Annotated in this window: 15 protein-coding genes; 13 read left to right on the top strand and 2 right to left on the bottom strand. The window is 39.3% G+C overall.

The window, feature by feature from the left end; genetic code table 11:
- The first annotated feature begins 22 nt into the window (after window positions 1-22).
- The 4 genes from dnaK (at window position 23) to nhaR (ending at window position 5997) form a co-directional block, all read left to right on the top strand.
- The gene (dnaK, locus tag PMI_RS00045; protein ID WP_012367437.1) at window positions 23-1948 is read left to right on the top strand and encodes a molecular chaperone DnaK; all 1926 of its coding nucleotides are present in this window, start codon (window positions 23-25) and stop codon (window positions 1946-1948) included.
- Between the two features lie 106 nt (window positions 1949-2054).
- Entirely contained in the window at window positions 2055-3191 is a 1137-nt protein-coding gene (gene dnaJ / locus PMI_RS00050) for a molecular chaperone DnaJ (protein ID WP_004245212.1), read from the top strand.
- A gap of 542 nt (window positions 3192-3733) precedes the next feature.
- The gene (nhaA, locus tag PMI_RS00055) at window positions 3734-4912 is read left to right on the top strand and encodes a Na+/H+ antiporter NhaA (protein WP_004245211.1); all 1179 of its coding nucleotides are present in this window, start codon (window positions 3734-3736) and stop codon (window positions 4910-4912) included.
- Between the two features lie 188 nt (window positions 4913-5100).
- Window positions 5101-5997: a transcriptional activator NhaR gene (gene nhaR / locus PMI_RS00060; RefSeq protein WP_012367438.1), complete on the top strand. Its 897-nt coding sequence runs from the start codon at window positions 5101-5103 to the stop codon at window positions 5995-5997.
- Window positions 5998-6091: 94 nt separating this feature from the next.
- On the opposite strand, the gene rpsT is transcribed toward nhaR, so the two are convergent.
- Entirely contained in the window at window positions 6092-6352 is a 261-nt protein-coding gene (rpsT, locus tag PMI_RS00065) for a 30S ribosomal protein S20 (protein ID WP_004248964.1), read from the bottom strand.
- Between the two features lie 430 nt (window positions 6353-6782).
- Between rpsT and ribF the strand changes: the two genes are divergently transcribed.
- From ribF to PMI_RS18780, 9 genes are all read left to right on the top strand, one after another.
- On the top strand, window positions 6783-7724 hold the full coding sequence (gene ribF, locus PMI_RS00070) for a bifunctional riboflavin kinase/FAD synthetase (RefSeq protein WP_004245208.1): 942 nt from the start codon (window positions 6783-6785) through the stop codon (window positions 7722-7724).
- A gap of 29 nt (window positions 7725-7753) precedes the next feature.
- Window positions 7754-10564: an isoleucine--tRNA ligase gene (ileS, locus tag PMI_RS00075; RefSeq protein WP_004248968.1), complete on the top strand. Its 2811-nt coding sequence runs from the start codon at window positions 7754-7756 to the stop codon at window positions 10562-10564.
- Between the two features lie 3 nt (window positions 10565-10567).
- The gene (gene lspA, locus PMI_RS00080; protein ID WP_041707077.1) at window positions 10568-11083 is read left to right on the top strand and encodes a signal peptidase II; all 516 of its coding nucleotides are present in this window, start codon (window positions 10568-10570) and stop codon (window positions 11081-11083) included.
- 70 nt (window positions 11084-11153) lie between these two features.
- Window positions 11154-11624 carry an FKBP-type peptidyl-prolyl cis-trans isomerase gene (gene fkpB, locus PMI_RS00085; protein ID WP_004245205.1) on the top strand — a complete coding sequence of 157 codons (471 nt, stop codon included), beginning with the start codon at window positions 11154-11156 and terminating at the stop codon, window positions 11622-11624.
- Complete coding sequence (gene ispH, locus PMI_RS00090) at window positions 11605-12558, top strand: 4-hydroxy-3-methylbut-2-enyl diphosphate reductase (RefSeq protein ID WP_012367440.1); 954 nt, start codon at window positions 11605-11607, stop codon at window positions 12556-12558. Before fkpB ends, ispH begins: the two co-directional genes overlap by 20 nt.
- A 242-nt stretch (window positions 12559-12800) precedes the next feature.
- The gene (gene dapB / locus PMI_RS00095) at window positions 12801-13622 is read left to right on the top strand and encodes a 4-hydroxy-tetrahydrodipicolinate reductase (RefSeq protein WP_012367441.1); all 822 of its coding nucleotides are present in this window, start codon (window positions 12801-12803) and stop codon (window positions 13620-13622) included.
- Between the two features lie 435 nt (window positions 13623-14057).
- On the top strand, window positions 14058-15221 hold the full coding sequence (carA, locus tag PMI_RS00100) for a glutamine-hydrolyzing carbamoyl-phosphate synthase small subunit (protein ID WP_012367442.1): 1164 nt from the start codon (window positions 14058-14060) through the stop codon (window positions 15219-15221).
- A 16-nt stretch (window positions 15222-15237) separates the two neighbouring features.
- Window positions 15238-18465 (top strand): carbamoyl-phosphate synthase large subunit, encoded by a 3228-nt coding sequence (gene carB / locus PMI_RS00105; RefSeq protein WP_012367443.1) that lies wholly within the window; start codon window positions 15238-15240, stop codon window positions 18463-18465.
- A gap of 481 nt (window positions 18466-18946) precedes the next feature.
- Window positions 18947-19090 carry a Hok/Gef family protein gene (locus PMI_RS18780; protein WP_012367444.1) on the top strand — a complete coding sequence of 48 codons (144 nt, stop codon included), beginning with the start codon at window positions 18947-18949 and terminating at the stop codon, window positions 19088-19090.
- Between the two features lie 71 nt (window positions 19091-19161).
- Here the strand turns inward: PMI_RS18780 and PMI_RS00110 are convergent, their stop codons facing one another.
- The gene (locus PMI_RS00110; protein ID WP_012367445.1) at window positions 19162-26238 is read right to left on the bottom strand and encodes an Ig-like domain-containing protein; all 7077 of its coding nucleotides are present in this window, start codon (window positions 26236-26238) and stop codon (window positions 19162-19164) included.
- Window positions 26239-26392 lie beyond the last annotated feature (154 nt).

Here is a 26392-nt window from a genome sequence, read left to right on the forward strand (position 1 = left end):
AATTCTCTTTGGAGGCGTTTAAATGGGTAAAATTATTGGTATTGACCTGGGTACAACTAACTCTTGTGTTGCTGTAATGGACGGTAAGAATGCCCGGGTTATTGAAAACGGTGAAGGCGATCGTACCACTCCTTCGATTGTTGCATATGCACAAGATGGTGAAATTCTAGTTGGTCAACCGGCAAAACGTCAGGCTGTGACTAACTCACAAAATACATTATTTGCCATCAAACGTTTAATCGGTCGTCGTTTCGAAGACGCGGAAGTACAACGTGATGTTTCTATCATGCCTTACAAAATTATTAAAGCTGATAATGGTGATGCATGGGTTGAAGCACGTAACGAAAAAATGGCTCCACCACAAGTTTCTGCTGAAGTATTGAAAAAAATGAAAAAAACAGCGGAAGATTACTTAGGTGAACCAGTTACAGAAGCTGTTATTACAGTTCCTGCTTACTTTAATGATGCGCAACGTCAAGCAACTAAAGATGCGGGTCGTATCGCGGGCTTAGATGTTAAACGTATTATTAACGAACCAACAGCTGCGGCATTGGCTTATGGTTTAGATCGTGAAGTGGGTAACCGCACTATCGCTGTTTATGACTTAGGTGGTGGTACATTCGATATCTCTATCATCGAAATTGATGAAGTTGATGGCGAAAAAACCTATGAAGTTCTGTCAACCAATGGTGATACTCACTTAGGTGGTGAAGACTTCGATAGCCGTTTAATTAACTACTTAGTTGATGAGTTTAAGAAAGAACAAGGCATTGACCTGCGTAATGATCCATTGGCAATGCAACGTCTGAAAGAAGCTGCAGAAAAAGCAAAAATTGAATTATCTTCAGCTCAACAAACAGATGTGAACTTACCTTATGTTACTGCTGATGCGACAGGGCCTAAACACTTAAATATCAAAGTGACTCGTGCAAAACTGGAATCTTTAGTTGAAGACTTAGTAAAACGTTCAATGGATCCAGTAAAAGTTGCATTAGAAGATGCGGGCTTGAAAGTTAGTGAAGTAAACGACGTTATTCTGGTTGGTGGTCAAACTCGTATGCCTATGGTACAAAAAACTGTGGCTGAGTTCTTCGGTAAAGAACCACGTAAAGACGTTAACCCAGATGAAGCTGTTGCTATGGGTGCTGCTGTTCAAGGTGGTGTATTAGCAGGTGATGTTAAAGACGTTCTGTTACTTGACGTGACTCCACTGTCTTTAGGTATTGAAACTATGGGGGGCGTGATGACTTCGCTGATTGCGAAGAATACCACTATCCCAACTAAACATAGTCAAGTATTCTCTACCGCTGAAGATAATCAATCAGCTGTAACTATTCACGTATTACAAGGTGAGCGTAAACGTGCGAGTGATAACAAATCACTGGGTCAATTTAACTTAGATGGTATTCAACCTGCACCACGTGGTATGCCACAAATTGAAGTGACTTTTGATATCGATGCTGATGGTATCTTGCATGTATCTGCAAAAGATAAAAACAGTGGTCGTGAACAAAACATCACCATTAAAGCTTCTTCAGGTTTAAATGAAGAAGAAATCCAAAAAATGGTACGTGATGCAGAAGCTAATGCAGAAGCAGACCGTAAATTTGAAGAGTTAGTGCAAACACGTAACCAAGCAGATCAATTAGTTCACGGTACACGTAAACAAATTGAAGAAGCGGGTGACAAATTAGCGGCTAACGATAAAGAAGCTATCGAAAAAGCGTTAAGCGAATTAGAAATTGCTTCTAAAGGTGAAGATAAAGCTGCTATTGAAGCAAAACTGCAAGCGTTAGTTGAAGCTTCAAAACCTCTGTTAGAAATTGCACAACAACAAGCTCAAGCGGGTGCAGGTAATACTGCCGATGCAACTGATGCAGGTGCGAAGAAAGATGACGATGTTGTCGATGCAGAGTTTGAAGAAGTAGACGGCAAAGATAAAAAATAATGCCCTTAACGGGCCGCGGTAACTCAATGATGAACAGTTACTGATACCGAAACACGGGCGTCGAGGCAACTCTACGCCCGTGTGCTTATGTCAAGGGTAATCCAGAATGGCGAAAAGAGATTTTTACGAAGTACTCGGGTTAAGTAAAACAGCCGATGAAAAAGAGATCAAACGTGCTTATAAGCGTTTAGCGATGAAATATCACCCAGATCGTAATCAAGGTGATAAAGATTCGGAATCTAAATTTAAAGAAATTAAAGAAGCTTACGAAGTTCTTAGCGATCCACAAAAACGTGCGGCCTATGATCAATATGGTCATGCTGCCTTTGAACAAGGTGGTTTTGGTGGTCAAGGCGGTGGTGGCTTTGGTGGCGCTGACTTTAGCGATATCTTTGGTGATGTGTTTGGCGATATTTTTGGTGGTGGTCGTCGTCAACAACGTGCTGCACGCGGCTCAGATTTGCAATACAACATGGACTTAACGCTAGAAGAAGCTGTTCGTGGTATTACCAAAGAGATCCGCATTCCAACCTTAGAAACCTGTGATAAATGCCACGGAAGTGGGGCAAAAGAAGGCACATCAGCGGAAACTTGCTCAACATGTCATGGGGCAGGTCAGGTTCATTTACGTCAAGGTTTCTTCACCGTTCAACAACCATGCCCTACCTGTCATGGTCGCGGTAAAGTAATTAAAGAGCCTTGCTCTAAATGTCATGGTGATGGCCGTGTTGAACGTTATAAAACCTTATCAGTTAAAATCCCGGCGGGAGTGGATACCGGTGATCGTATTCGTTTAAGTGGTGAAGGTGAAGCGGGTGAGCAAGGAGCACCGGCAGGCGATCTGTATGTACAGGTTCATGTTCGTCAGCACCATATATTTGAACGAGATGGTAATAACCTCTATTGCGAAGTACCTATTAACTTTGCGGTTGCAGCATTAGGGGGAGAAATTGAGGTGCCAACTCTCGATGGTCGTGTGAAACTAAAAATTCCAGCAGAAACACAAACTGGCAAAATGTTCCGCATGAAAGGCAAAGGTGTTAAATCTGTACGTAGCCATGGTGTCGGTGATTTAATGTGCCGTGTTGTTGTTGAAACGCCAGTGAAACTGAATGAAAAACAAAAGCAGCTTATGGAACAGCTAGGTGAATCATTTGGTGGTAAAGGTGGTGAAAAAAATACACCGCGCTCTAAGAGTTTCTTAGATGGAGTAAAAAAATTCTTTGATGATTTAACCAAATAATTTTTGCGTTATCTTCATTCCCAAAAAGCCTGATAATGTATTGCCTATCAGGCTTTTTCTTATTAATTTCATAAAAATACCTAGAAACTTATTCTCTGTTATCTTTAATAGTCATTCCCCTCTTATTTCATTAGGTATCCTCTGGTAACAAAAAAGGTTGAACAATATTATATTCACCTCTTATTATTCTTGTGAGTAAATTATCAACTATTCTTAATAAAAAGCACACTATAGTCACAATAATATGGATAAAAAATAGAATATTTACCTGTTTTCTATCAATTCTTATTTTAAATGTGAATTATTACTTATGTTTATCATAAAAAATAATTGTATCAATAGGTTGTATTTTATTTTTTTTATTTTTGTTTTTTATCTTTCGTGATATTACTTATTGATTATTTTTTACATAATTCCTTCTTTACTCTTGATATAAGCGATTGAGATCGAAAAAGCCGAATTATTTTTGCTAAATAATCTGTTTTTTACGAATTCATAATTAGCATATTATTAACACAAATAGACATTTTTAGGTTAACAATATGACAGCAATTATTAGACAATTTTTAAGATTAGAGGCATCAGGCGGTATTCTTCTGATTGTTGCTGCTATTATCGCATTAATAATGGCGAATACACCTCTTAGTGCTTTGTATAATGAGTTTTTATCTATCCCAATAATGATTAAATTTGGGGCATTAGAGCTAGATAAACCGTTGATCTTATGGGTTAACGATGCACTCATGGCCATCTTTTTCTTAGTGGTAGGATTAGAAGTCAAACGGGAGCTAAAAGAAGGTTCATTAGCGCAACGTGATCGCGCTATTTTTCCTGCAATTGCTGCAGTAGGAGGAATGTTAGCACCTGCTTTGATTTATCTATTTTTTAATCATGGCGATGCGATTGGTCAGCAAGGATGGGCTATTCCGGCAGCAACAGATATTGCTTTTGCTCTAGGTGTAATGGCGTTACTAGGGCGTCGCGTTCCTGTGGAATTGAAAGTCTTTTTATTAGCGCTAGCCATTATTGATGATCTTGGTGTCATTGTGATTATTGCTCTCTTTTATTCTAAGAGTGTGGCATTAGTCCCGTTATTATTGGCAGCGCTAATCACCATCATGTTGTTTATTCTTAATTGGCGTAAAGTGAGTAATACAGCAGTTTACTTAGTCCTAGGCTTTATTTTGTGGGTGTGTATTTTGAAATCAGGTATACATGCCACAATAGCGGGAGTGATTGTTGGATTCCTGATCCCATTAAGAGATAAAGAGGGGGCTTCACCGTCGGAAGAGTTAGAGCATGTTTTACACCCGTGGGTTGCCTACTTAATATTACCGCTATTTGCTTTTAGTAATGCGGGGGTTTCTTTAAATGGCGTTACCCTTGATGGCATGTTATCGACCTTACCCGTTGGTATTGCATTAGGGCTTTTCTTAGGTAAGCCGATTGGGATTTTTCTCTTTAGTTGGGTTTCGGTAAAACTAGGGATTGCAAAATTGCCAGATGCGATTAATCTTAAGCAAATATTTGCCGTTTCTGTTTTATGTGGTATCGGTTTTACTATGTCTATCTTTATCGCAGGTCTTGCGTTTGAAGGTGCTATAGAAGCCTATAATACATACTCTAAACTGGGTATTTTAGTTGGCTCCACCATGGCTGCTGTTGTGGGATATTTATTGCTTAACTCTGTTTTACCGAAGTTGAAGCAGAAGCAAAAATAGCGAAATTGAGTAGGGAACTCGTTTTCTAAACACAATAAAAACCGAGCTATAAACATAAACCTACGGCGCAATACCTTGTATTGTGCCGTAGGTGTTTTTATGAGGATTGGAGAAAGGAACACCAATCGCTAATGCGTTGTTAACGAAGTCTGTGTGATGAGATCACAGAAGTTGAAAGGAAAATCACTATGCGTGTGTCACATCTCAATTTTAATCATCTTTATTATTTTTGGCATGTGTGTAAAGAAGGCTCTGTTGTAGGAGCTGCGGAAGCGCTGTATCTGACACCTCAGACAATTACAGGGCAAATTAAAGCATTAGAAGAAAGATTAGGGGGAAAATTATTCAAGCGTCAAGGGCGCGGATTAGTTCCCTCTGAATTAGGTCAGCTTATTTTTCGCTATGCCGATAAAATGTTTATGCTGAGCCAAGAGATGCTAGATATTGTCAACTATAGTCGAGAATCTAACCTGTTATTTGATGTTGGGGTTGCCGATGCGTTATCCAAACAACTTGTTAGTCGTGTATTAGAAACGGCGGTTATTGATCATGAACAAATACATTTACGCTGTTTTGAATCGACTCACGAATTGTTGTTAGAGCAATTAAGTCAGCATAAGTTAGATATGATTTTATCTGATTGTCCCGTAGATTCCTCACAACAAGAGGGGCTGTTCTCTGTTAAATTGGGTGAGTGTAGTGTCAGTTTTTTCTGCAGTCAGCCAATACCAGAAAAGCCATTCCCAGAATGTTTAGAAGATAGAAAATTGCTTATCCCTGGTCGACGCTCTATGTTAGGTCGTCATTTGTTAACTTGGATACGCAATAAAAATCTTCAAGTAGAAATTTTAGGTGAATTTGATGATGCCGCATTAATGAAAGCATTTGGTTTAAATCATAATGCTATCTTTGTTGCACCTTCTATTTATACCAATGAGACATTTGTCCAAAGTAATATTGAGGAAATAGGCACATTAGACTCGGTAAAAGAAGAGTATTACGTTATTTTTGCTGAACGAATGATCCAGCATCCGGCAGTACAACGTGTATGTAATACCGATTTTTCAGCTTTGTTTAGTGGTTAAAAGAAAGCCAATAACGAATGAAATACGTAGAGTTTGCATAGACAGAATGTAAAAAAACCGGCCTAAGCCGGTTTTTTAAACACAAAAACAATAATTACATTGCTTTGATTTGTGCTTGCAGATTAGCTTTATGACGTGCTGCTTTATTCTTATGAATTAAGCCTTTAGTTGCCTGACGGTCAACAATTGGTTGCATGTCATTAAATGCTTTTTGTGCTGCTTCTTTATCACCAGAAGCAACTGCTGCGTATACTTTTTTGATGTAAGTACGCATCATTGAACGACGGCTTGCGTTGTGCTGACGACGCTTTTCAGACTGAACCGCACGTTTCTTAGCTGATTTGATATTAGCCAAGTTCCAACTCCCAAATATATTCTAGCGAGGACAATACAAAGGTGAAGGAATATGCCTTTTCAACCTAAGTTTGTCAATGGATTTATACAAAATTAGCGTCGTTGTACGCGACACTGGTTTCGTTGTGATGGCGCAAGATTTTATCAGTTAAGACGGGTAGAATACAGTCTTTTGAGTGAAAAAATCATCAAAATCGTGTATATGAGTAATAAATAATAGATTCTAAGCGGATCTACGGTTGATTTTGTGCGATTTTATAACCAACAAGTGAGTAATCGTTTATTTTTTGTTAGCAGTGAGCATGTTAATTTAACAATCATAGTGAATTGACAAAGCAAGATATTACTCACCAATAAACATTGATATATTGGGTTACTCTCGAGCCTTTGACAAGGTATAATCCAATTATTTCCACGGTATTGAGCCAGTTATGGAGCTAATTCGCGGTATACAGAATATTCGAGCACAACATCATGGTTGTGTTCTAACAATTGGCAATTTTGATGGTGTCCATCGCGGTCATCAGGCATTATTAAAACACTTGAAGCAAGAAGCATCACGTCGTGGCCTACCTACTGTTGTGATGACATTTGAACCTCAACCTCTGGAGTTTTTTTTGCCAGAGAAAGCACCTGCTCGTCTAACGCGCCTACGCGATAAGATAAAATATTTGGCAGAGTGTGGTATTGATTACCTGTTATGTGTCAAATTTGATAAGCAATTTGCGGCACAAACACCGGAAGAGTTTGTTTCATCACTCTTAGTTGATAAATTAGGTGTGAAGTTTTTAGCCATTGGCGATGATTTTCGTTTTGGTAAAAATAGAGCAGGTGATTTTCATTTTTTACAACAAGCCGGTGCTCGATACGGATTTGAGGTGGCAAATACCGAAAGTTATTGTGACAAAGGATTACGTATTAGCAGTACGGCGGTACGAGAAGCCTTATTCAATGACGATTTAGCATTAGCTGAATCATTGCTTGGACACCCTTATAGCGTTTGTGGACGCGTGGTACATGGTAATCAATTAGGCAGAACTATTGGTTTTCCAACCGCCAATATTCCCATGAAACGCTTAGTGGCACCTGTTGCTGGTGTTTATGCGGTTGATGTTTATTTAGCCGACCATCAATCGCCTTTAGCGGGGGTGGCTAATATTGGCAGTCGTCCTACCGTAAAAGGTAAGGGTGTACAATTAGAAGTTCATTTAATCGACGTTAATATGGATTTATATGGACGTCGTATTGATGTTGTGTTACGAAAGAAATTACGTAATGAACAGCGATTTGCATCATTGGATGCGTTGAAACAGCAAATCGCAAATGATGTGGCTGCTGCTAGGGATTTTTTATTGCAGCGGTCGGAGTCATAAACTAGCGGAAACTTGGAACTGAGAATCGAATGAGTGACTATAAAAATACCCTGAACTTACCAGAAACAGGGTTCCCTATGCGCGGGGATTTAGCAAAGCGCGAACCAGAAATGTTATCACGTTGGTACAAAGAAGGTTTGTATCAAGCTATCCGTCAAGCTAAAAGTGGTAAGAAAACATTTATTTTGCATGATGGCCCTCCTTATGCCAACGGCAATATTCATATTGGTCACTCAGTAAACAAAATTCTCAAAGATATTATTATTAAATCCAAAGGGCTGTCAGGCTTTGATTCTCCGTACATTCCAGGATGGGATTGTCACGGATTACCTATTGAATTAAAAGTTGAACAAATTGTAGGTAAACCAGGAGAAAAAGTCTCTGCAGCTCAATTCCGCGAGGAGTGCCGTAAATATGCTTATGAGCAAATAGAGGCGCAGAAAAAAGATTTTATTCGTTTAGGTGTGCTAGGAGATTGGGACAAACCTTATCTCACTATGGACTACAAAACGGAAGCCAATACTATTCGTGCATTAGCGCGTATTATCGCTAATGGTCACCTATTAAAAGGGGCAAAACCTGTTCACTGGTGTACGGCTTGTGGTTCATCGCTAGCTGAAGCGGAAGTGGAATATTACGATAAAACCTCTCCTTCTATCGATGTGCGTTTCCGTGCGGTTGATTCAAACGCTGTAGCGGCTAAATTTGGTGTCGTCACTGATAAACCTATTTCTTTAGTTATTTGGACTACCACACCATGGACATTACCTGCTAACCGTGCAATTGCATTAAATGGCGAATTTAATTACGCATTAGTTTCATTTGATGATGAGTGCGTCATTTTAGCGGCAGACTTAGTTGAACACGTTATGAAACGTATCGGTGTCACAGACTGGGCTGTTTTAGGTGAATGTAAAGGTAGTGATTTAGAATTATTGCGCTTCAATCACCCATTTATGGGCTTTGATGTGCCAGCCATTTTAGGCGATCACGTTACATTAGATGCCGGTACGGGGGCTGTTCATACCGCACCGGGTCATGGTCCTGATGACTTTGTTATTGGTCAAAAATATGGTTTAGAAGTGGCTAATCCGGTTGGACCTAATGGTTGTTATCTTCCTAATACGTATCCGACCTTAGATGGTGTGTTTGTTTTTAAAGCTAATGATGTGATTGTTGAGTTACTAAAAGAAAAGGGTGCTCTATTACATCATGAAGCAATGCAACATAGTTATCCTTGCTGTTGGCGACATAAAACACCGGTTATCTTCCGTGCCACTCCACAATGGTTTATCGGTATGGATAAAAATGGATTACGTCAACAATCCTTAAAAGAGATCAAAGGTGTTAAATGGATCCCTGATTGGGGCCAAGCACGTATTGAGTCAATGGTGGAAAACCGTCCTGACTGGTGTATTTCTCGTCAGCGTACTTGGGGAACACCAATGTCGCTGTTTGTGCATAAAGAAACACAAGAGCCTCATCCTCGTACTCTAGAGTTAATGGAAGAAGTCGCTAAGCGTGTAGAAGTGAGTGGTATTCAAGCTTGGTGGGACTTAGATATCCGCGAACTGCTGGGTGATGAAGCTGATGACTACATGAAAACACCTGACACACTTGATGTTTGGTTTGATTCAGGATCAACACACTCAACCGTAGTTGATGCTCGCCCTGAATTCCATGGCAATTCAGCTGATCTCTATTTAGAAGGTTCAGACCAACATCGTGGTTGGTTTATGTCTTCTCTTATGATTTCAACAGCAATTAAAGGCAAAGCGCCTTATCGTGAAGTATTAACACACGGTTTTACCGTAGATGGACAAGGCCGTAAAATGTCGAAATCCATTGGTAATACTGTTAGCCCTCAAGATGTAATGAACAAACTGGGTGCGGATATTTTACGTTTATGGGTTGCCTCCACCGATTATACGGGTGAAATTGCGGTTTCCGATGAGATCTTAAAACGTTCTGCTGATACTTATCGTCGTATTCGTAATACAGCGCGTTTCTTCTTAGCGAACTTAAATGGCTTTGATCCAGCTAAACATCAAGTTAAACCTGAAGAGATGGTAATACTTGATCGTTGGGCGGTCGGTCGTGCGAAAGCGGCACAGGAAGATATCCTCAAGCATTATGAAAACTACGATTTCCATAATGTTATTCAGCGTCTTATGCAGTTCTGCTCAGTAGAAATGGGATCTTTCTATCTAGATATCATTAAAGACAGACAATACACTGCGAAAAGCGACAGTGTTGCTCGCCGTAGTTGTCAAACTGCGCTATACCATATTATCGAAGCATTAGTACGTTGGATGGCACCAATTATGTCGTTCACTGCGGATGAGATTTGGGCACAGTTACCGGGTGAGCGTGCGAAATTTGTGTTCACTCAAGAATGGTACACAGATTTATTTGGTTTAGAGGCATCTGAAACCTTAAATGATGAGTACTGGGCGGAGTTATTAGCCGTTCGTAGTGAAGTCAATAAGGTGTTAGAGCAAGCTCGTACCGATAAGCAACTACGTGGCTCTTTAGAAGCGGCAGTAACACTGTATGCGGATAAAGCCTTAGCGGAAAAACTGAATGCATTAGGAAACGAATTGCGTTTTGTTTTACTTACCTCTCAAGCGACCGTTGCTGATATTCATGATGCGCCAGAAAACGCGTTAGCATCTGATATGGCGGGGCTGAAAATTGTCTTGAGTAAAGCGCAAGGTGAAAAATGTCCACGTTGCTGGCACTATGCAACTGACATTGGTCAAGTGGCGGAACACGCTGATTTATGTGGTCGCTGTGTTACTAACGTAGCCGGTAACGGTGAAGAACGTAAGTTTGCTTAATTGATGAAGAAAACACTTTGCTCTACAGGTTTACGCTGGCTCTGGTTGGCTATTGCTGTAGTGGTGTTGGACTTAGGTACAAAACAGTATTTCATGCAGACATTCCGTCTGTATGAATCTGTGGCTGTTATGCCTTTTTTCAACTTCACTTATGCTCATAACTATGGCGCAGCTTTTAGCTTTTTAGCCGATAAAGGCGGATGGCAACGTTGGTTTTTTGCATTAATCGCACTGGCAATCTGCATTGTCTTAGTGGTGATGATGTATAAAAATAAAGCGAGTACTAAGCTAAGTAATATTGCTTATGCGCTTATTATAGGCGGAGCATTGGGTAATCTTTCTGATCGTCTGATCCATGGATTTGTCATCGATTTTCTGGACTTTTATGTCGGTGATTGGCATTGGCCTACTTTTAATATTGCTGATGTGTCTATTTGTCTTGGTGCAGGTTTAATTATCATTGAGAGCTTTTTCCCTGATAAGAATGCCAGCCCACAAGAAGCCAACAAGCAGAAGTAATCTGACAGATCAGTTAACTAAAATAACCCCTGCCTAATGGCGGGGGTTACGCTTAATAGAAGGTATTAGTATGAGTATGCAGATCCTCAATAATAGTGCGGTATTGCTGAATTTCACCTTAAAATTGGCAGACGGCTCTGTTGCTGAATCTACACAAGCACATGGAAAACCAGCGTTATTTCGTCTTGGTGATGAAAGCTTATCGCCTGCTTTAGAAGCAGAGTTGGTAGGACTTAAAGAAGGGGAAAAGAAAACCTTCACGCTTGCGGGGGAGCATATTTTTGGTAAATATAATCCTGATCTTATTCAATACTTTATGCCTTCTGATTTTGCGCAATCCGGTATTCCTGAAACAGGTACCATTATGCTGTTTACGGCAATGAATGGTAATGAAATGCCAGGCATTGTGCAGGAAGTGACGGAAGATTCTGTTACTGTCGATTTTAATCATCCATTAGCGTTACAAGATGTCACATTTGATATTGAAGTCGTCAGTATTGATCCACAGGAGGAAACAACAAATGCAAATATTGCTGGCTAACCCACGAGGCTTTTGTGCGGGTGTTGACCGAGCTATCAGCATTGTTGAACGTGCATTAGAAATCTATGGCGCGCCAATTTATGTACGCCACGAAGTGGTTCATAATCGCTATGTAGTCAATGATTTACGCGAACGTGGTGCTATTTTTATTGAAGAAATCTCCGAAGTGCCGGATAACGCTATTTTGATCTTCTCAGCACACGGTGTTTCTCAAGCTATTCGCCAAGAGGCACGCTCTCGTAATTTAACGATGCTTTTTGATGCCACTTGTCCTTTAGTGACCAAAGTACATATGGAAGTCGCAAGGGCGAGCCGTAAAGGTAAAGAGGCCATTTTAATTGGCCATGCCGGACACCCAGAAGTTGAAGGGACGATGGGGCAATACAATAACCCAGAAGGGGGAATGTATTTGGTTGAATCGCCAGATGATGTATGGAAACTAAAAGTGAAAGATGAAGATAATCTTTGCTTTATGACACAAACCACATTATCAGTCGATGATACTTCCGAAGTGATTGATGCCTTAAATAAGCGATTCCCTAAAATCATCGGGCCTCGTAAAGATGATATCTGCTATGCGACAACCAATCGTCAAGAAGCTGCTCGAGAGCTTGCAGAGCGTGCCGATGTCGTGTTTGTTGTTGGCTCTAAAAACTCATCTAACTCAAATCGATTAGCAGAGCTTGCACAACGTGCAGGCAAACCCTCTTATTTAATCGATAGTGCTGAAGATATTGATGAAATATGGGTAAGCCATGCCAATATTGTTGGGGTGACAGCAGGAGCATCAGCACCAGATATTTTAGTTCAACAAGTCTTAGCACGATTAAAGGCCTTTGGTGCAGAAGAAGTGATTGAGCTATCTGGCAGAGAAGAAAACATTGTTTTTGAAGTGCCAAAAGAGTTACGTCTTGACTATAAAGTAGTCGAATAATAACAATAGCTATAAACATTTAATTTACCAAGCAGAGCCTAGGCTCTGCTTTTTTTATCTCCTTTTTTATAAATCGTAAAATTTAATGAATAATCATGCGGTTCATCGCTTTTGCTGATGATCTCTATCCTTTTGTTCGTTTTTCTTATTATCGTCGTTAAATGCTGGCATCAAACGAATGACATCGTTAATCTGTAAAGTATTAATAAAGATCATAAGTGTTACTAAGGAGAACATAGATTATGTCTGCAACAGAACTTCGTCTTGCGGTAGTGGGGGCTGGAGGGCGTATGGGGCGCCAGCTGATCCAAGCGATTAATCAGCAACAAGGTGTGGTATTAGGTGCTGCTTTTGAACGTACTAATTCTTCATTGATAGGGGCTGATGCAGGAGAGTTAGCGGGAATTGGTCATATCGGTATCACTGTTACTGATAATTTATTAGCTCAAGTCGGGCAATTTGATATTTTAATCGATTTTACGCGTCCAGAGGGTACGTTGTCTCATCTGGCATTTTGTGTTGAGCATCATAAAGGCATGATTATTGGAACTACCGGTTTTGATGAAGAAGGTAAAAAAGCCATTAATTGTGCAGCACAAACTATTCCTATTGTCTTTGCTGCTAACTTTAGTGTTGGCGTTAATTTAGTGCTTAAATTATTAGAGAAGGCAGCTAAAGTGATGGGATCTTATAGTGATATTGAAATTGTAGAAGCTCACCATCGTCATAAGGTTGATGCACCATCTGGTACGGCCTTAGCGATGGGCGAGTCGATTGCAGAGACTTTAGGTCGAGATCTGAAAGATTGTGCGGTTTATCAACGAGTTGGACATACAGGAGAACGTGATCCTCGCAGTATTGGCTTTGCGACTATTCGTGCAGGGGATATTGTGGGTGAACACACTGCTATTTTTGCAGATATTGGTGAGCGAGTAGAGATTAGCCATAAGGCCTCGAGTCGAATGACCTTTGCAAATGGCGCGGTTAAGTCAGCTATTTGGCTAAGTGAAAAAAAATCGGGTCTTTATAATATGAAAGATGTGCTTTCTTTAGAAGAATTGTGATTTTATTTTATATTTAATTTATTGAAAACCCATGATTATTTATATTATTTGTGGGTTTTTGTTGTTGTTTATATAATATTTGTTTGTTGTTTTTGTTTTTTTATAACTTCCTTTATTTTCTTCCATTTTTATAGTTAAAATTTCGCTTAAGTCTCTTTTTTTCTTTTCTCTATCATCTTTTTAAAATATCTTGGTAAGCAAACGGTTAAATTTGTAAGATGGGTGATAGAAATTGTCATTTAGCTGATTAAATTGCTAATGATTGATATTTTTTTAATTAAAAGAGTGTTTTTTCTAGACATCTGCTCATGGGATCTTTAGAATGCGCCCAATTTGCCAAAAATTTGCCCAAATTTATGTTTTTGGCATTGATTTAGAGTCTTAAATCTGAATTAATATGCATGAAATGTGATTTATTATTCTCTGGAGGGCGTTTTGATTAAATCAGCTATACTGGTTCTAGAAGATGGGACCGAATTCCACGGCAGGTCGATAGGCGCAGAAGGCGCTGCTATCGGTGAAGTCGTTTTTAATACTTCCATGACCGGTTACCAAGAAATATTAACCGACCCTTCTTACTCCCAACAAATTGTTACTCTCACCTATCCTCATATTGGCAATACCGGCGTTAATTCCTCAGATGAAGAATCAGCAACTATCCATGCTCAAGGGTTAATTATTCGCGATTTACCCCTAGTGATGAGTAATTATCGTGCCGAAGAGAGCTTAGCCGATTACCTTAAACGTCATCAGATTGTGGCGATAGCTGATATTGATACACGTAAATTGACGCGATTATTGAGAGAAAAAGGCGCACAAAACGGTTGTATTATCGCAGGCACTCATCTTGATGCTAAACAAGCGCTTGAAAAAGCAAAAGCGTTTCCAGGATTAAAAGGAATGGATTTGGCGAAAACGGTGACAGTGGAACAACCTTATCAATGGACACAAGGCAGTTGGACATTAAAAGGAGAGTTGCCCGCCACTCAATCACCACAAGATCTCCCTTTACATGTGGTGGCCTATGATTTTGGTGTGAAACGTAATATTTTACGTATGCTGGTGGATAGAGGCTGTCGAGTAACAGTGGTTCCAGCACAAACCTCAGCCCAAGAAGTGTTAGCGCTCTCACCTGATGGCATTTTTCTCTCTAATGGTCCGGGGGATCCAGAGCCCTGTGATTATGCAATTGACGCCATCCAAACTTTCTTAACTACCGATATTCCAGTATTTGGTATCTGCTTAGGGCACCAATTATTAGCCTTGGCGAGTGGTGCAAAAACCGTAAAAATGAAATTTGGTCATCATGGTGGCAACCATCCCGTTAAAGATTTAGATAATAACAGTGTGATGATCACCGCCCAAAACCACGGCTTTGCTGTTGATGAAGCATCGTTACCTGATTGTTTAAGAGTGACACATAAATCACTATTTGATGGTTCTCTACAAGGTATTCATCGCACAGATAAAGCTGCATTTAGTTTCCAAGGTCACCCAGAAGCGAGTCCAGGGCCGCATGATGCGGCGCCGCTTTTTGATCACTTTATTGAACTTATTGAGCAATATCGTCAAAACCTGCAATCAGTGACAAACAAATAAATCAGGAGTGAAAAAAATGGCTAAAAGAACAGATATTAAAACAATCCTGATTTTAGGTGCAGGCCCGATTGTGATTGGTCAAGCGTGTGAATTTGATTATTCAGGCGCACAAGCGTGTAAGGCATTGCGCGAAGAGGGATATCGTGTTGTTTTGGTAAATTCAAATCCTGCTACCATTATGACAGATCCTGAAATGGCAGATGCCACTTATATTGAGCCTATTCATTGGCAAGTGGTCAGAAAGATTATTGAGAAAGAGCGCCCTGATGCCATATTACCGACAATGGGCGGACAAACGGCATTAAACTGTGCCTTAGAATTAGAGCGTCAAGGGGTGTTAGCTGAATTTGGCGTAACAATGATAGGTGCAACGGCTGATGCTATTGATAAAGCGGAAGATAGACAACGCTTTGATAAAGCGATGAAAAAAATTGGTCTGGATACGGCTCGTTCAGGCATCGCTCATACTATGGACGAAGCATTTGCAGTGGCTGAGCAAGTGGGTTTCCCTTGTATTATTCGCCCTTCATTTACTATGGGGGGAACGGGAGGCGGGATCGCCTATAATCGTGAAGAATTTGAAGAAATTTGTACTCGAGGTTTAGATTTATCACCGACAAATGAACTATTAATTGATGAATCATTAATTGGCTGGAAAGAGTATGAAATGGAAGTGGTGCGCGATAAAAATGATAACTGTATTATCGTTTGCTCCATTGAAAACTTTGATGCGATGGGGATCCATACCGGTGACTCTATCACGGTTGCTCCAGCGCAAACGCTAACAGACAAAGAATATCAAATTATGCGTAATGCCTCGATGGCAGTATTACGCGAGATTGGGGTTGAAACTGGTGGCTCCAATGTGCAATTTGCCGTTGATCCTAAAACAGGGCGTTTAATTGTTATTGAAATGAATCCTCGTGTTTCTCGCTCATCAGCATTAGCGTCAAAAGCAACAGGTTTCCCAATTGCAAAAGTCGCGGCCAAACTTGCAGTAGGTTATACCCTCGATGAGTTGATGAATGATATCACTGGAGGAAGAACCCCAGCCTCTTTTGAACCTTCTATTGATTATGTAGTGACTAAAATCCCTCGCTTTAACTTTGAAAAATTTGCCGGTACCAATGACCGTTTAACCACGCAAATGAAATCTGTTGGTGAGGTGATGGCTATTGGGCGCACTCAACAAGAGTCAATGCAAAAAGCATTACGCGGACTAGAGGTTGGTGCAACTGGGTTTGATCCTAAAGTAAACCTCGACGATCCTGAAGCGCTCACCAAAATTCGTCGTGAATTAAAAGAAGCCGGATCGGATCGCATTTGGTATATCGCGGATGCTTTCCGCGCTGGAATGTCGGTTGATGGGGTGTTTAATCTCACCAATATCGATCGTTGGTTCTTAGTGCAAATAGAAGAGATTGTTCGCCTAGAAGAGCAAGTGGCACAACTTGGTTTAGCAGGTCTAAATGCTGATTTCTTGCGTCAATTAAAACGTAAAGGTTTTGCTGATGCGCGCCTAGCTAATATCTTGAATGTGAAAGAGCAAGCCATTCGCCAATTACGAGAACAATATCAATTACACCCAGTTTATAAACGGGTTGATACTTGTGCGGCAGAATTTGCTACGGATACCGCTTATATGTACTCCACTTATGAAGAAGAGTGTGAGTCGGATCCAAATCAAGACAAACCTAAAGTGATGGTCTTAGGTGGTGGTCCAAATCGTATCGGTCAGGGGATAGAGTTTGATTATTGTTGTGTTCATGCCGCTCTAGCATTACGGGAAGATGGGTATGAAACCATTATGGTCAATTGTAATCCAGAAACGGTTTCAACGGATTATGATACCTCCGATAGACTTTATTTTGAGCCAGTCACCCTTGAAGATGTATTAGAAATAGTACGGATCGAAAAACCACAAGGCGTGATTGTGCAATATGGTGGTCAAACGCCATTAAAATTAGCAAGAGCTTTAGAAGCTGAAGGGGTGCCTGTTATCGGTACCAGTCCTGATGCAATCGATAAAGCAGAAGACAGAGAACGTTTCCAAAAGGCCGTGGATAAGTTAGGGTTAAAACAACCAGAAAATGCCACAGTGACGACATTAGAAGAAGCGGTAGATAAGGCAAAATCTATTGGTTACCCGCTGGTGGTACGTCCATCTTATGTCCTTGGTGGACGAGCAATGGAAATTGTTTACGATGAAATTGATTTACGTCGTTATTTCCAAACGGCGGTCAGTGTTTCTAATGATGCTCCCGTACTGTTAGACCGATTCCTAGATGATGCCATTGAAGTGGATGTTGATGCGATTTGTGACGGTCAACAAGTGGTGATAGGCGGTATTATGGAGCATATCGAACAAGCGGGTGTTCACTCTGGAGACTCAGCTTGCTCTCTACCTGCTTATACTTTAAGCCAAGATATTCAAGATATAATGCGCAAGCAAGTACGTGAACTCGCTTTTGAATTAGGCGTTAAAGGGTTGATGAACGTACAGTTTGCGGTGAAAGGTAATGATGTTTATCTTATCGAAGTGAATCCTCGTGCCGCACGTACAGTGCCTTTTGTCTCTAAAGCAACCGGTGTGCCATTAGCAAAAGTTGCTGCTCGAGTGATGATAGGACAAAGTCTTGAACAGCAAGGCGTTACCAAAGAGGTGATCCCTCCTTACTACTCGGTTAAAGAGGTGGTACTTCCCTTTAATAAATTCTCAGGTGTCGACCCTATTTTAGGGCCTGAAATGCGATCTACCGGTGAAGTGATGGGGGTTGGTGCTACTTTTGCACAAGCTTTTGCTAAAGCGATGTTAGGTAGCAATTCCACCATGAAGAAAAAAGGAAGAGCGCTACTTTCGGTTCGTGAAGGTGATAAAAAACGTGTCGTTGATTTAGCAACTAAGCTATTGAAAAATGGTTTTGAGTTAGATGCAACACATGGTACTGCCATTGTCTTGGGGGAAGCCGGTATCAATCCTCGCCTAGTGAATAAAGTGCATGAAGGGCGACCTCATATTCAAGATAGAATTAAAAATGGTGAGTATGACTATATTGTCAATACGACTGCCGGTCGCCAAGCTATTGAGGATTCAAAATTGATCCGCCGTAGTGCATTACAATATAAAGTTCACTATGACACCACATTAAATGGCGGATTTGCGACAACACTGTCATTGAGTGCTGATCCTACTATTGATGTTATTTCAGTCCAAGAGATGCATGCAAAGATAAAAAAATCTTAATTTTTTAGTTGTTGTTATAACAATCCCGAATGGGTATTAATTACCTATTCGGGATTTTTCTTTTTTCGATGTAATAGAAAAAAGAAAGCCCCACATAACGACATGTAGGGCGAGTGCAAAACAAAGAGGTGGGTGCAGATCTTTTTTCAAGAATGGAGGCAAGAAAATAAAATAAGTAAATTTCTTTGTTTTAGCGGATTGATTTTGTCTTTTTTAGATGTCAGTGTCAACAAGAATATTTATTAGTTATTCATGTAACATGTTGTTTTAATTTGATTAATTTTAAAAAATACTACCAGTAAGGTATAGAGGTGAGGGAAAATTCTGCTACTATAGCGGTGGGTGCTTGGATCGTTTTGGTTCAAGCATTGCGCTAGAGCCAAAAAGACAAAAGCCCCGAATTTTATTTTCATAAAATCCGAGGCAGTCTCAAAGCTCAACAACTTGATTCTGCCTCCTTTATTAAAAGGAGTCAATCAAATTGACGAAAATAACCTTATTTGGCATTACGGTTGTCTGTGTGACGGTACTTATGTTTGCTTTAATTGTCGGTGAACGATTATGTTCGCTTAACATTAGTAACGGAAACATGGTCGTTCAAGCTATTTTGATGTGTCATCAATAGCTTGATGGGGGAGGTTTCCTCCCCCCAATTTTTGTTCAAGTTGTGAGATATGTGGTACAAGCACCCGGTCTTTAAAAATATCCCCCTATTTGGCCATCCCAATGAAATTCTTTTTTAAGATAACTGGATCTGTTACCTATGGTTATATTTGCTTTTAACGTACCATGACCAGAATCATTAATTCTACATTCTTCGTCTAATGCGTAGTGTGCTGATGTCGGCGATATTTCAGCTATTTTTTTAGAATGCTCGCTAAATATAATCTTATCTGGATAAGTTAATTTCTCATTAATATGTCCGATGAGTTTATCCGATGGATTTAATGTTACATCATATAATTCCGTAGTAATATAAATGGGATAAAGTAAGTTTTTCGGCTCACCTTTAAATACTAATCTTGGCGTTAAAATAAGATGTGTTGTAGTGGTTGACCAACCATTTTGACAAGATGAAGCAAGGGCACCTGTATCTGTATAGATAAATTTAGAATTATAATCAAGAGAGATTATTTTATATGCGTTATTGGCAGGAAAATAGTCAATATTAATTTTATACTTTTTAGGATCGACGTAAGGCTGATTATTACTATCAAAGGTTGTGACTTCTAGTGTTAATTGTTTTGGACTGGTTAGATATTGTTTCGGTACCTGAATTTTTACCGGGTCATGTATATTATGTTTAGGTGCATAGTTTTGTCTTTCTTCTAAGGCGATAGAAGTGCCGTTTTCATCAAATAACTCGAAGTTAATCGCTTTAGGTGTGTCTGATGAAGACCATTTAACAATAAACTGATCGTCTGAAGTGTATAAAGGTTGCCAAGTTAAATCATCCAAATGTGTATTTGATTTGCTCTCTCCCGCAGATAGAAACTCAAATGAGTTAATTGTGATGCGAGGCGATGCTTGTATAATGACGTTATAGCTTTGCTCATGATCTTGAAAATAATTATTATTTTTCACCTCAAGTGTTAATGTTGTTTGCCCAATATTAAGGTTTTTGATAATCCCATCTGGGGTGATTTCAACTATGTTAGGTTGACTACTATACCAAGTTGCATTCGCTTCAACGGGGACATCTGGCGTAGGGCTTTGAGCCATCAATAATTTATCTGCAGCAGAATCAGTTGTTAATACAATATAATTCTTTTTAAAATAATAACTTAGTGCAGCTTTTTCTTGCTGATAGTCTACAGTTTGGCTATCAGCTAGGAATTTATCTGTAGCATCACTTTGTATTACTATTTTTGTTTTTCCTGGTTTAATGGCGGTTAAGTTACCTTTACTATCAATGGTGGCTACCAAGGTATCGCTACTAGAGAAATGAATGGGGGTATTTTTAACCTCTGGATTATCAAATTCCGCTGTTATTTGATGGGTAATGCCATCATTCCAGATCGATTGTATGGTGTGAGGAGAGGTTACTTTCAGTTTTGGTGGCGCTTTTTCTATCACTAAAGGATAGCTATTTTTAGCTGATGGATATTGCTCATTACCTAAGGTTTGTAAGGTAATAATTGTAGTACCAGCCTTTTTCATGGAGATTTGCCCACTTGTTGTATCAATGGAAGCAACAGTAGGATCAGAGCTTGACCATATTACCTGCATATTTTGTGGTACACCTTTATAACTTAACGCATCAATCACAGTTGATTTGTAGATTTCCTGTTGGATAGGTTTCTCAAAGGTAATTTCAGATTTAGGGATAGCCACTTTAATCGTCAATGGCTCTGCGATAGTTATTGTTTCAGCTTGAGCGGTTAAGATAATATCGGACATCGTATTTGCTGTAACATTTGTTTGATATTCACCATTGCCCACTGACTTTAATGGATTGTCACTAAAATTAGGCTTACCACTGATAGTTTTAATCTCAACATTCTTACCATCAATGGTATTACCGTATTTATCCATTAATTTTACGCTTAATAACGTACTATCTTTATTATCAGCATTTATAGAACGACGATGACTATTAAAGGTTGATTTATGAATATCTATTTCAGCCGGTATTACAGTAATATCTTGTGTTGATTTATAATTATTAGAATCAAGATAAGCGCTCATCTTCAAGCGTCCCGCGACATGACTAGTCACTCGATTCGTTGCTATCCCCTTATCATTAGTATAAGTGCTGTAATGATAATCATCTGCTGATCCGAGTAATTTCCATGACACAATAACATTAGGTAATACATTATTATTGGCATCAACGACAGTTGCTTGGTAGTTAACACCTTTATCTCCTGCGGTTATGGTTGTTCTATCAACCTCAACAGCGCGTATTTTCCATGTCGTCACATCGGCATTAAGTTGTAATATTTTTTGTTTTTTGAAATGGGTGCCATTTACCATAACACCAATCTGTGCTGTGCCCGATTGAGTTCCTGTTATTTCAATCTCATAGCGTCCCGGTGATATTTGTTGTGCTTGACTAAATTTGATGGTTGGATTTTTAGAAAATCCGCTTACTTGTTGGTTGGGGATGATATTTCCATTTTTATCTTTAATAACAAATGTCAATAATGCCTTATCTTTGCCATTAGCAATGATTTGACTCGGGTTCAACGACAGTTCTGACATCGTTTCATCAATGTGACCCGTTAAAAAGTGAACATCATCTGCTATATAAGTACCTGTTTCTAATATTGCGCTGACTTTGGCAACACCGACAGAGCGTCGAGATAATCCAACTATTGCTACACCATTATCATCTGTAAAAGTTAATGGTGTTTCGAGTTGACTACCTTCATTCGTTGACCAAGCGACAGGTACACCCATACCGACAGGATTATCATGGTTATCAACTAAATAGGCTTTATAAGTAATAGACTCCCCAGCATGTGGTTGAATATTGCTAATAGTAAAGTTTTTCACCTTTGCTGTTGTGTTATTAGGGAGCACCGTTAAAGAAACGGATTGTTTTATTGCTAATGGAGCAACGTGAGCCGATAACGAGGTTTTTCCGGTTTTTAATGCGCTCACTTGGGCTTGATAAATGCCTTTTTGTTTCTCTTTAAAGGGCGTAATCGTTGTTTGTAAATTAGTCTGCGGCGTTAAGGTGATTTTATTGGCTAAGTTGGGCAATAAATTACCTTCTTTATCCTTTAAGGTTATTGTTACGGTCGCTTTATTTGCCCCTGCGACAATAGTGTCAGGGAATATGGCAACAGTAGAAAGAGAGGCCGAAATATCACCTTCCGTAAAGGTGACAATGTGATCAGCATTGACAGATTGTTGGTTATTGAGCACTGCCGTTACTTTCGCTTTTCCTGCCTGAGTACTTGAGAGGGTAATTTCAGCTATTCCTTGCTTATTGGTCATGCTTAATGGTGCTGCAAGCTTACCGAGATCACTTATCCAACCGACAGTAACGCCTTTTGATACTGGATTGTTATGTTTATCGGTGATTTGTGCTTGAATAATGACTTTGTCTTTACCATTCGCTGTTACGGTATAAGGTGCCATAACCTTAACGGAGTGGATCTTGACTGTTTTATTATCTGTTAAAAATCCTAAAGATTGCGTTACCGTAATACTATCAATAGTGGCGGTAATTTGACTGAGTCCCGCTTTTGTACCTCTAATATGAGCTTGATAATTGCCGTTAGCCGTTTCTGTGATTTTACTGAATTGGATGGTGCTGTTATCCCCAATTAACGCAATATCGTTACTACGACCTATTACCGGATTATCAAATTTATCACGCAGGTCTATTTTACCCACAGCAAAGGCATTACCATCGGCAATGATAGATTGTGGTTCAATCGTCAAATAACTATTTTGTTGCACTGGCGCTCCCGCAACAAAGGTTACCTGAATGCTTTTTTTCTCTTTATTTGATAAATAGGCGGTAATTGTTGTTGGCTGTGCTTTGGTTCCTGAAATGACAACTTGCGTTCTGCCTTTTTCATCTGTTTGAGTAGTAGTTTCATCAATATGATTAATACTTGATTGCCAATAGACAGGGATATTTTTCAATGGGTTATGATAAGCATCAGTTAAGTTTGCTACTACGGTAATGCTATCTTGGTTATCTGCTATGGCAGATTGCTTATTATTTAATGTCGTTAATGTGAGAGTGGCACTTTTGAGATCTGCAACGGCAACTAAGTTAGTTTGTGCATGTTGACCATTATTTAATCGCGCGGTGATGGTTGTGATACCTGATTGTGATGTTGTTAGCGTATTTTTGGCGATACCTTGAGCATCGGTCTTAGTTTGTTGCTGAGCAAATTGAGTACCAGCACTCCCTTGCCAATTAACAATAGTATCAGGAAGTTGATTACCCAGTTTATCTGTTACTATTGCAGTAAGTTCTGCGGGATCTTGCTTATCTGCAACAATCTGATTTTTATTAACCAATAATTCACTAATCAAAGCTTGTTGCCCATTAGCAATAAAAGTAATTGGCTCAGCAGTAAAGGCATTGTTATTTATACGCGCAGTTACCCGCACACTGAGTGCTTGTGTACTGGTTAACTTGTTGGTGGTGATCCCTTGCTCATTAGTCATTGTGGTATGTTCAATGTTAACAATACTTTTATCGTGCTCAGTTTCCCAGCTAATTTGTGCATGAGGGAGCGGCTTACCAAACTGATCTTGTACTAATGCAGTAAGGAAGACCGGGGTTTGACCATCTGCGACATGAGTTGTAGAGGATGGGGTTATGGAGACAATAACCCCCTTAGCTTGGTTGGCGATAAATTGGGTTGTCGCGTGAGTCATCTTGTCGTTTATTTTGGCCCTCACGGTGACCGTACCGGCGACTTTACTTATCATAGTGGTGGTCGCCTTACCTTGCTCGTCTGTGGTTAATATGGTTTGTTTTAATTGTGCTTGGTTATCTGCCGATAATGTCACATGAGTAGCGGGTATCGGATTATTTTGCTTATCAACAACTTGTAATGAAATGGTTTTTTCTGTTTTACCATCGGCTAGAGAAAGTGGTGGTGTGATCGTGAAGTTTTGTTGTGGAATATAGGCGCTATCATTATCCACACTAAAATGGACTTCAGTCGAATAGGTTATCCCTTTTACTTGTACACCAATCTGCGAACTCCCTACTTGAGTATTAGTCACTGAAGCAATAATCTCACCTTGTTCATCCGTTTTTCTTGAGCTAATGACATTAGCACCATTACTGGCAGTAAAGTTGACTGGATAATGAGCCAATGGATTGTGGTTGCTATCAGTGACTCGTACTTTGATTTTATTTTGACTTTTACCGTCGGCTGGCTCGTTATCTTTTGTAACCGTTAGGTTGCCTTTTGCAATATGGGCAGTTTGATTATCGGCAATAAGTGTCACGGTTGCTGAGTTGAAGGTATTATCACGGAATACGGGGGTTAGGGTTAATTTTTCCGGTATGCTTCCTGCTGTAACCGTTAATTGATATTTCCCAGCAGCTAAACGAGAGAAAGTAGAAATACGGCTATTGCCTTTTTCTGTATCAGACTGTTGCTGTAAAGTAATTTCTTTACTATCAATATCAACGGGTAAATTATCATTATCAACGATGGATAATATTAACTTTTGGGTTGCTTCACCGTTAGCGAATAGTTGGCTCTGTTTAGGTGAAAATAGGCTATTACGCGTATTGATTAACGATTTATCTACAATAACCGTTGTTTGAACAGGCGCTGAACGATTGCCATGGGTATCAATGGCAACAGCACTAATGATATAGCTATTTTTCTCAATTGCACCAATTTGATATTGAGGCAAAATCACGGTGTAGTGAGTTCCACCATGATGTTTTATTTGCCCGCCTTGGGCATTTAACTTACTTGCGGACCATTCAATATTGGCTAACGGATATTTTGTTTTTACTTGAACTTGTAAATCGCGCTCCTCTTTAGCATAACCATTTATTGAATCAACCATAGAAAGGAAAACTAAAGTTTCCTTTTTATATTCTAAAATCATATCGTTATTACGATTAACAAAGTCATAACGACTTCCTGCTAATGTACGTATTGCTTTGACATTATCAGGATTAAGTTGTGAAGCGAGTGATTCTCCTATGCGGTAGGACAAGTTGATATTCAAGTTATTATCAGCACGATCATGTAAGCCAATACGACGCTCGGCATTTAATGTGACTAATGGTATCGGAGTATAATTAATCCCTAATGTGTAGGTATGTGGATTTTTGTCCCGTTTATCTTTGCCAAATAGACCAACTTCTTTACCGTAGTATTGTTCAAAGATTAATTTAGTGCCTAATTGTGGATAAGCTGGAAAATAGCCTTCTGTTCGAATGTCCCAACCATTCGCAGGGCGTTCACTATAATCTAAGATATTATTAGAGGCTCGCCAACTTGATAGACGGTGATAATGGTTAGAACTTAATTTGAAATAGTCTCGCCAAATTTCGGCGCCAATTCCCAAACGATTATGATGATGCGTTAAATCATGATCATAAAAGCCATTAATGCCGACCATAAATTTTTCAGTAAAATAGCGATAACCAATACCATAATTAAATTGGCTACGAAGATCTTTGCGATGATAGTTAGTTTGAGCAAAGATCAGCTTTTCTTTTTGTTCATATAATGGAATTAACAATTCCGCTGAGCTATTTTTTAAGGTGAGATTTTTATCTGCTGAAAGTGAAACTCGCGCATGCCCAAATTGATTAAGCCATTGTTCTATTTTCTGATTGGATTTACTGGAGATTTGGCTAATTGCATATTGTGTTACATCGATATCTTTATTGAGTAAAAATGAATTATCAACAATAATTTTAGCGAGCTCTTCGCCCTCTGTTGAGGGGATTGCCTCATCTTGATTATTGAGCCACTTTTTTTTTAATAAATATTCATTAGGAATATTAAGAATAGTTCCATCATTTATTTTTAGCTCACCCGTTAACGATACATGTTGTGGATTAGCTTCAATCAATTTAAATAATTTTATATTAAATTTTTTTGCGATAGATTCTGGGGTATCACCCGCTTTGACTTGATAAGTATTTTGTTGATTTATATCGCTAATATTATGTTTTTTAAAGTTATTCTCATTGGCAAAAGTCTGCGTAGGCATGGTTGTCACAATAGGAAATGCTAATTGTATAAAAATATTAAGCCAAGCGACTTTTCTCGTAATAGAACTGGGGCGTGGGGAAGGTACATTATTTAACGTCGTCATTTTTAAACTCATCGTAACAAATAATGATGAGATTTTCGTATTTATAGTTTTTTTAGATATCAGAAACTGAACTTTAAGTAACTAACTTAACAATATATAAAAAATAGCAGATGAAAATTTTAAATGTAAATAAAGATTTAATTTGACTTAGTTA

It is taken from the genome of Proteus mirabilis HI4320, from assembly GCF_000069965.1.
GTDB lineage: Bacteria > Pseudomonadota > Gammaproteobacteria > Enterobacterales > Enterobacteriaceae > Proteus > Proteus mirabilis.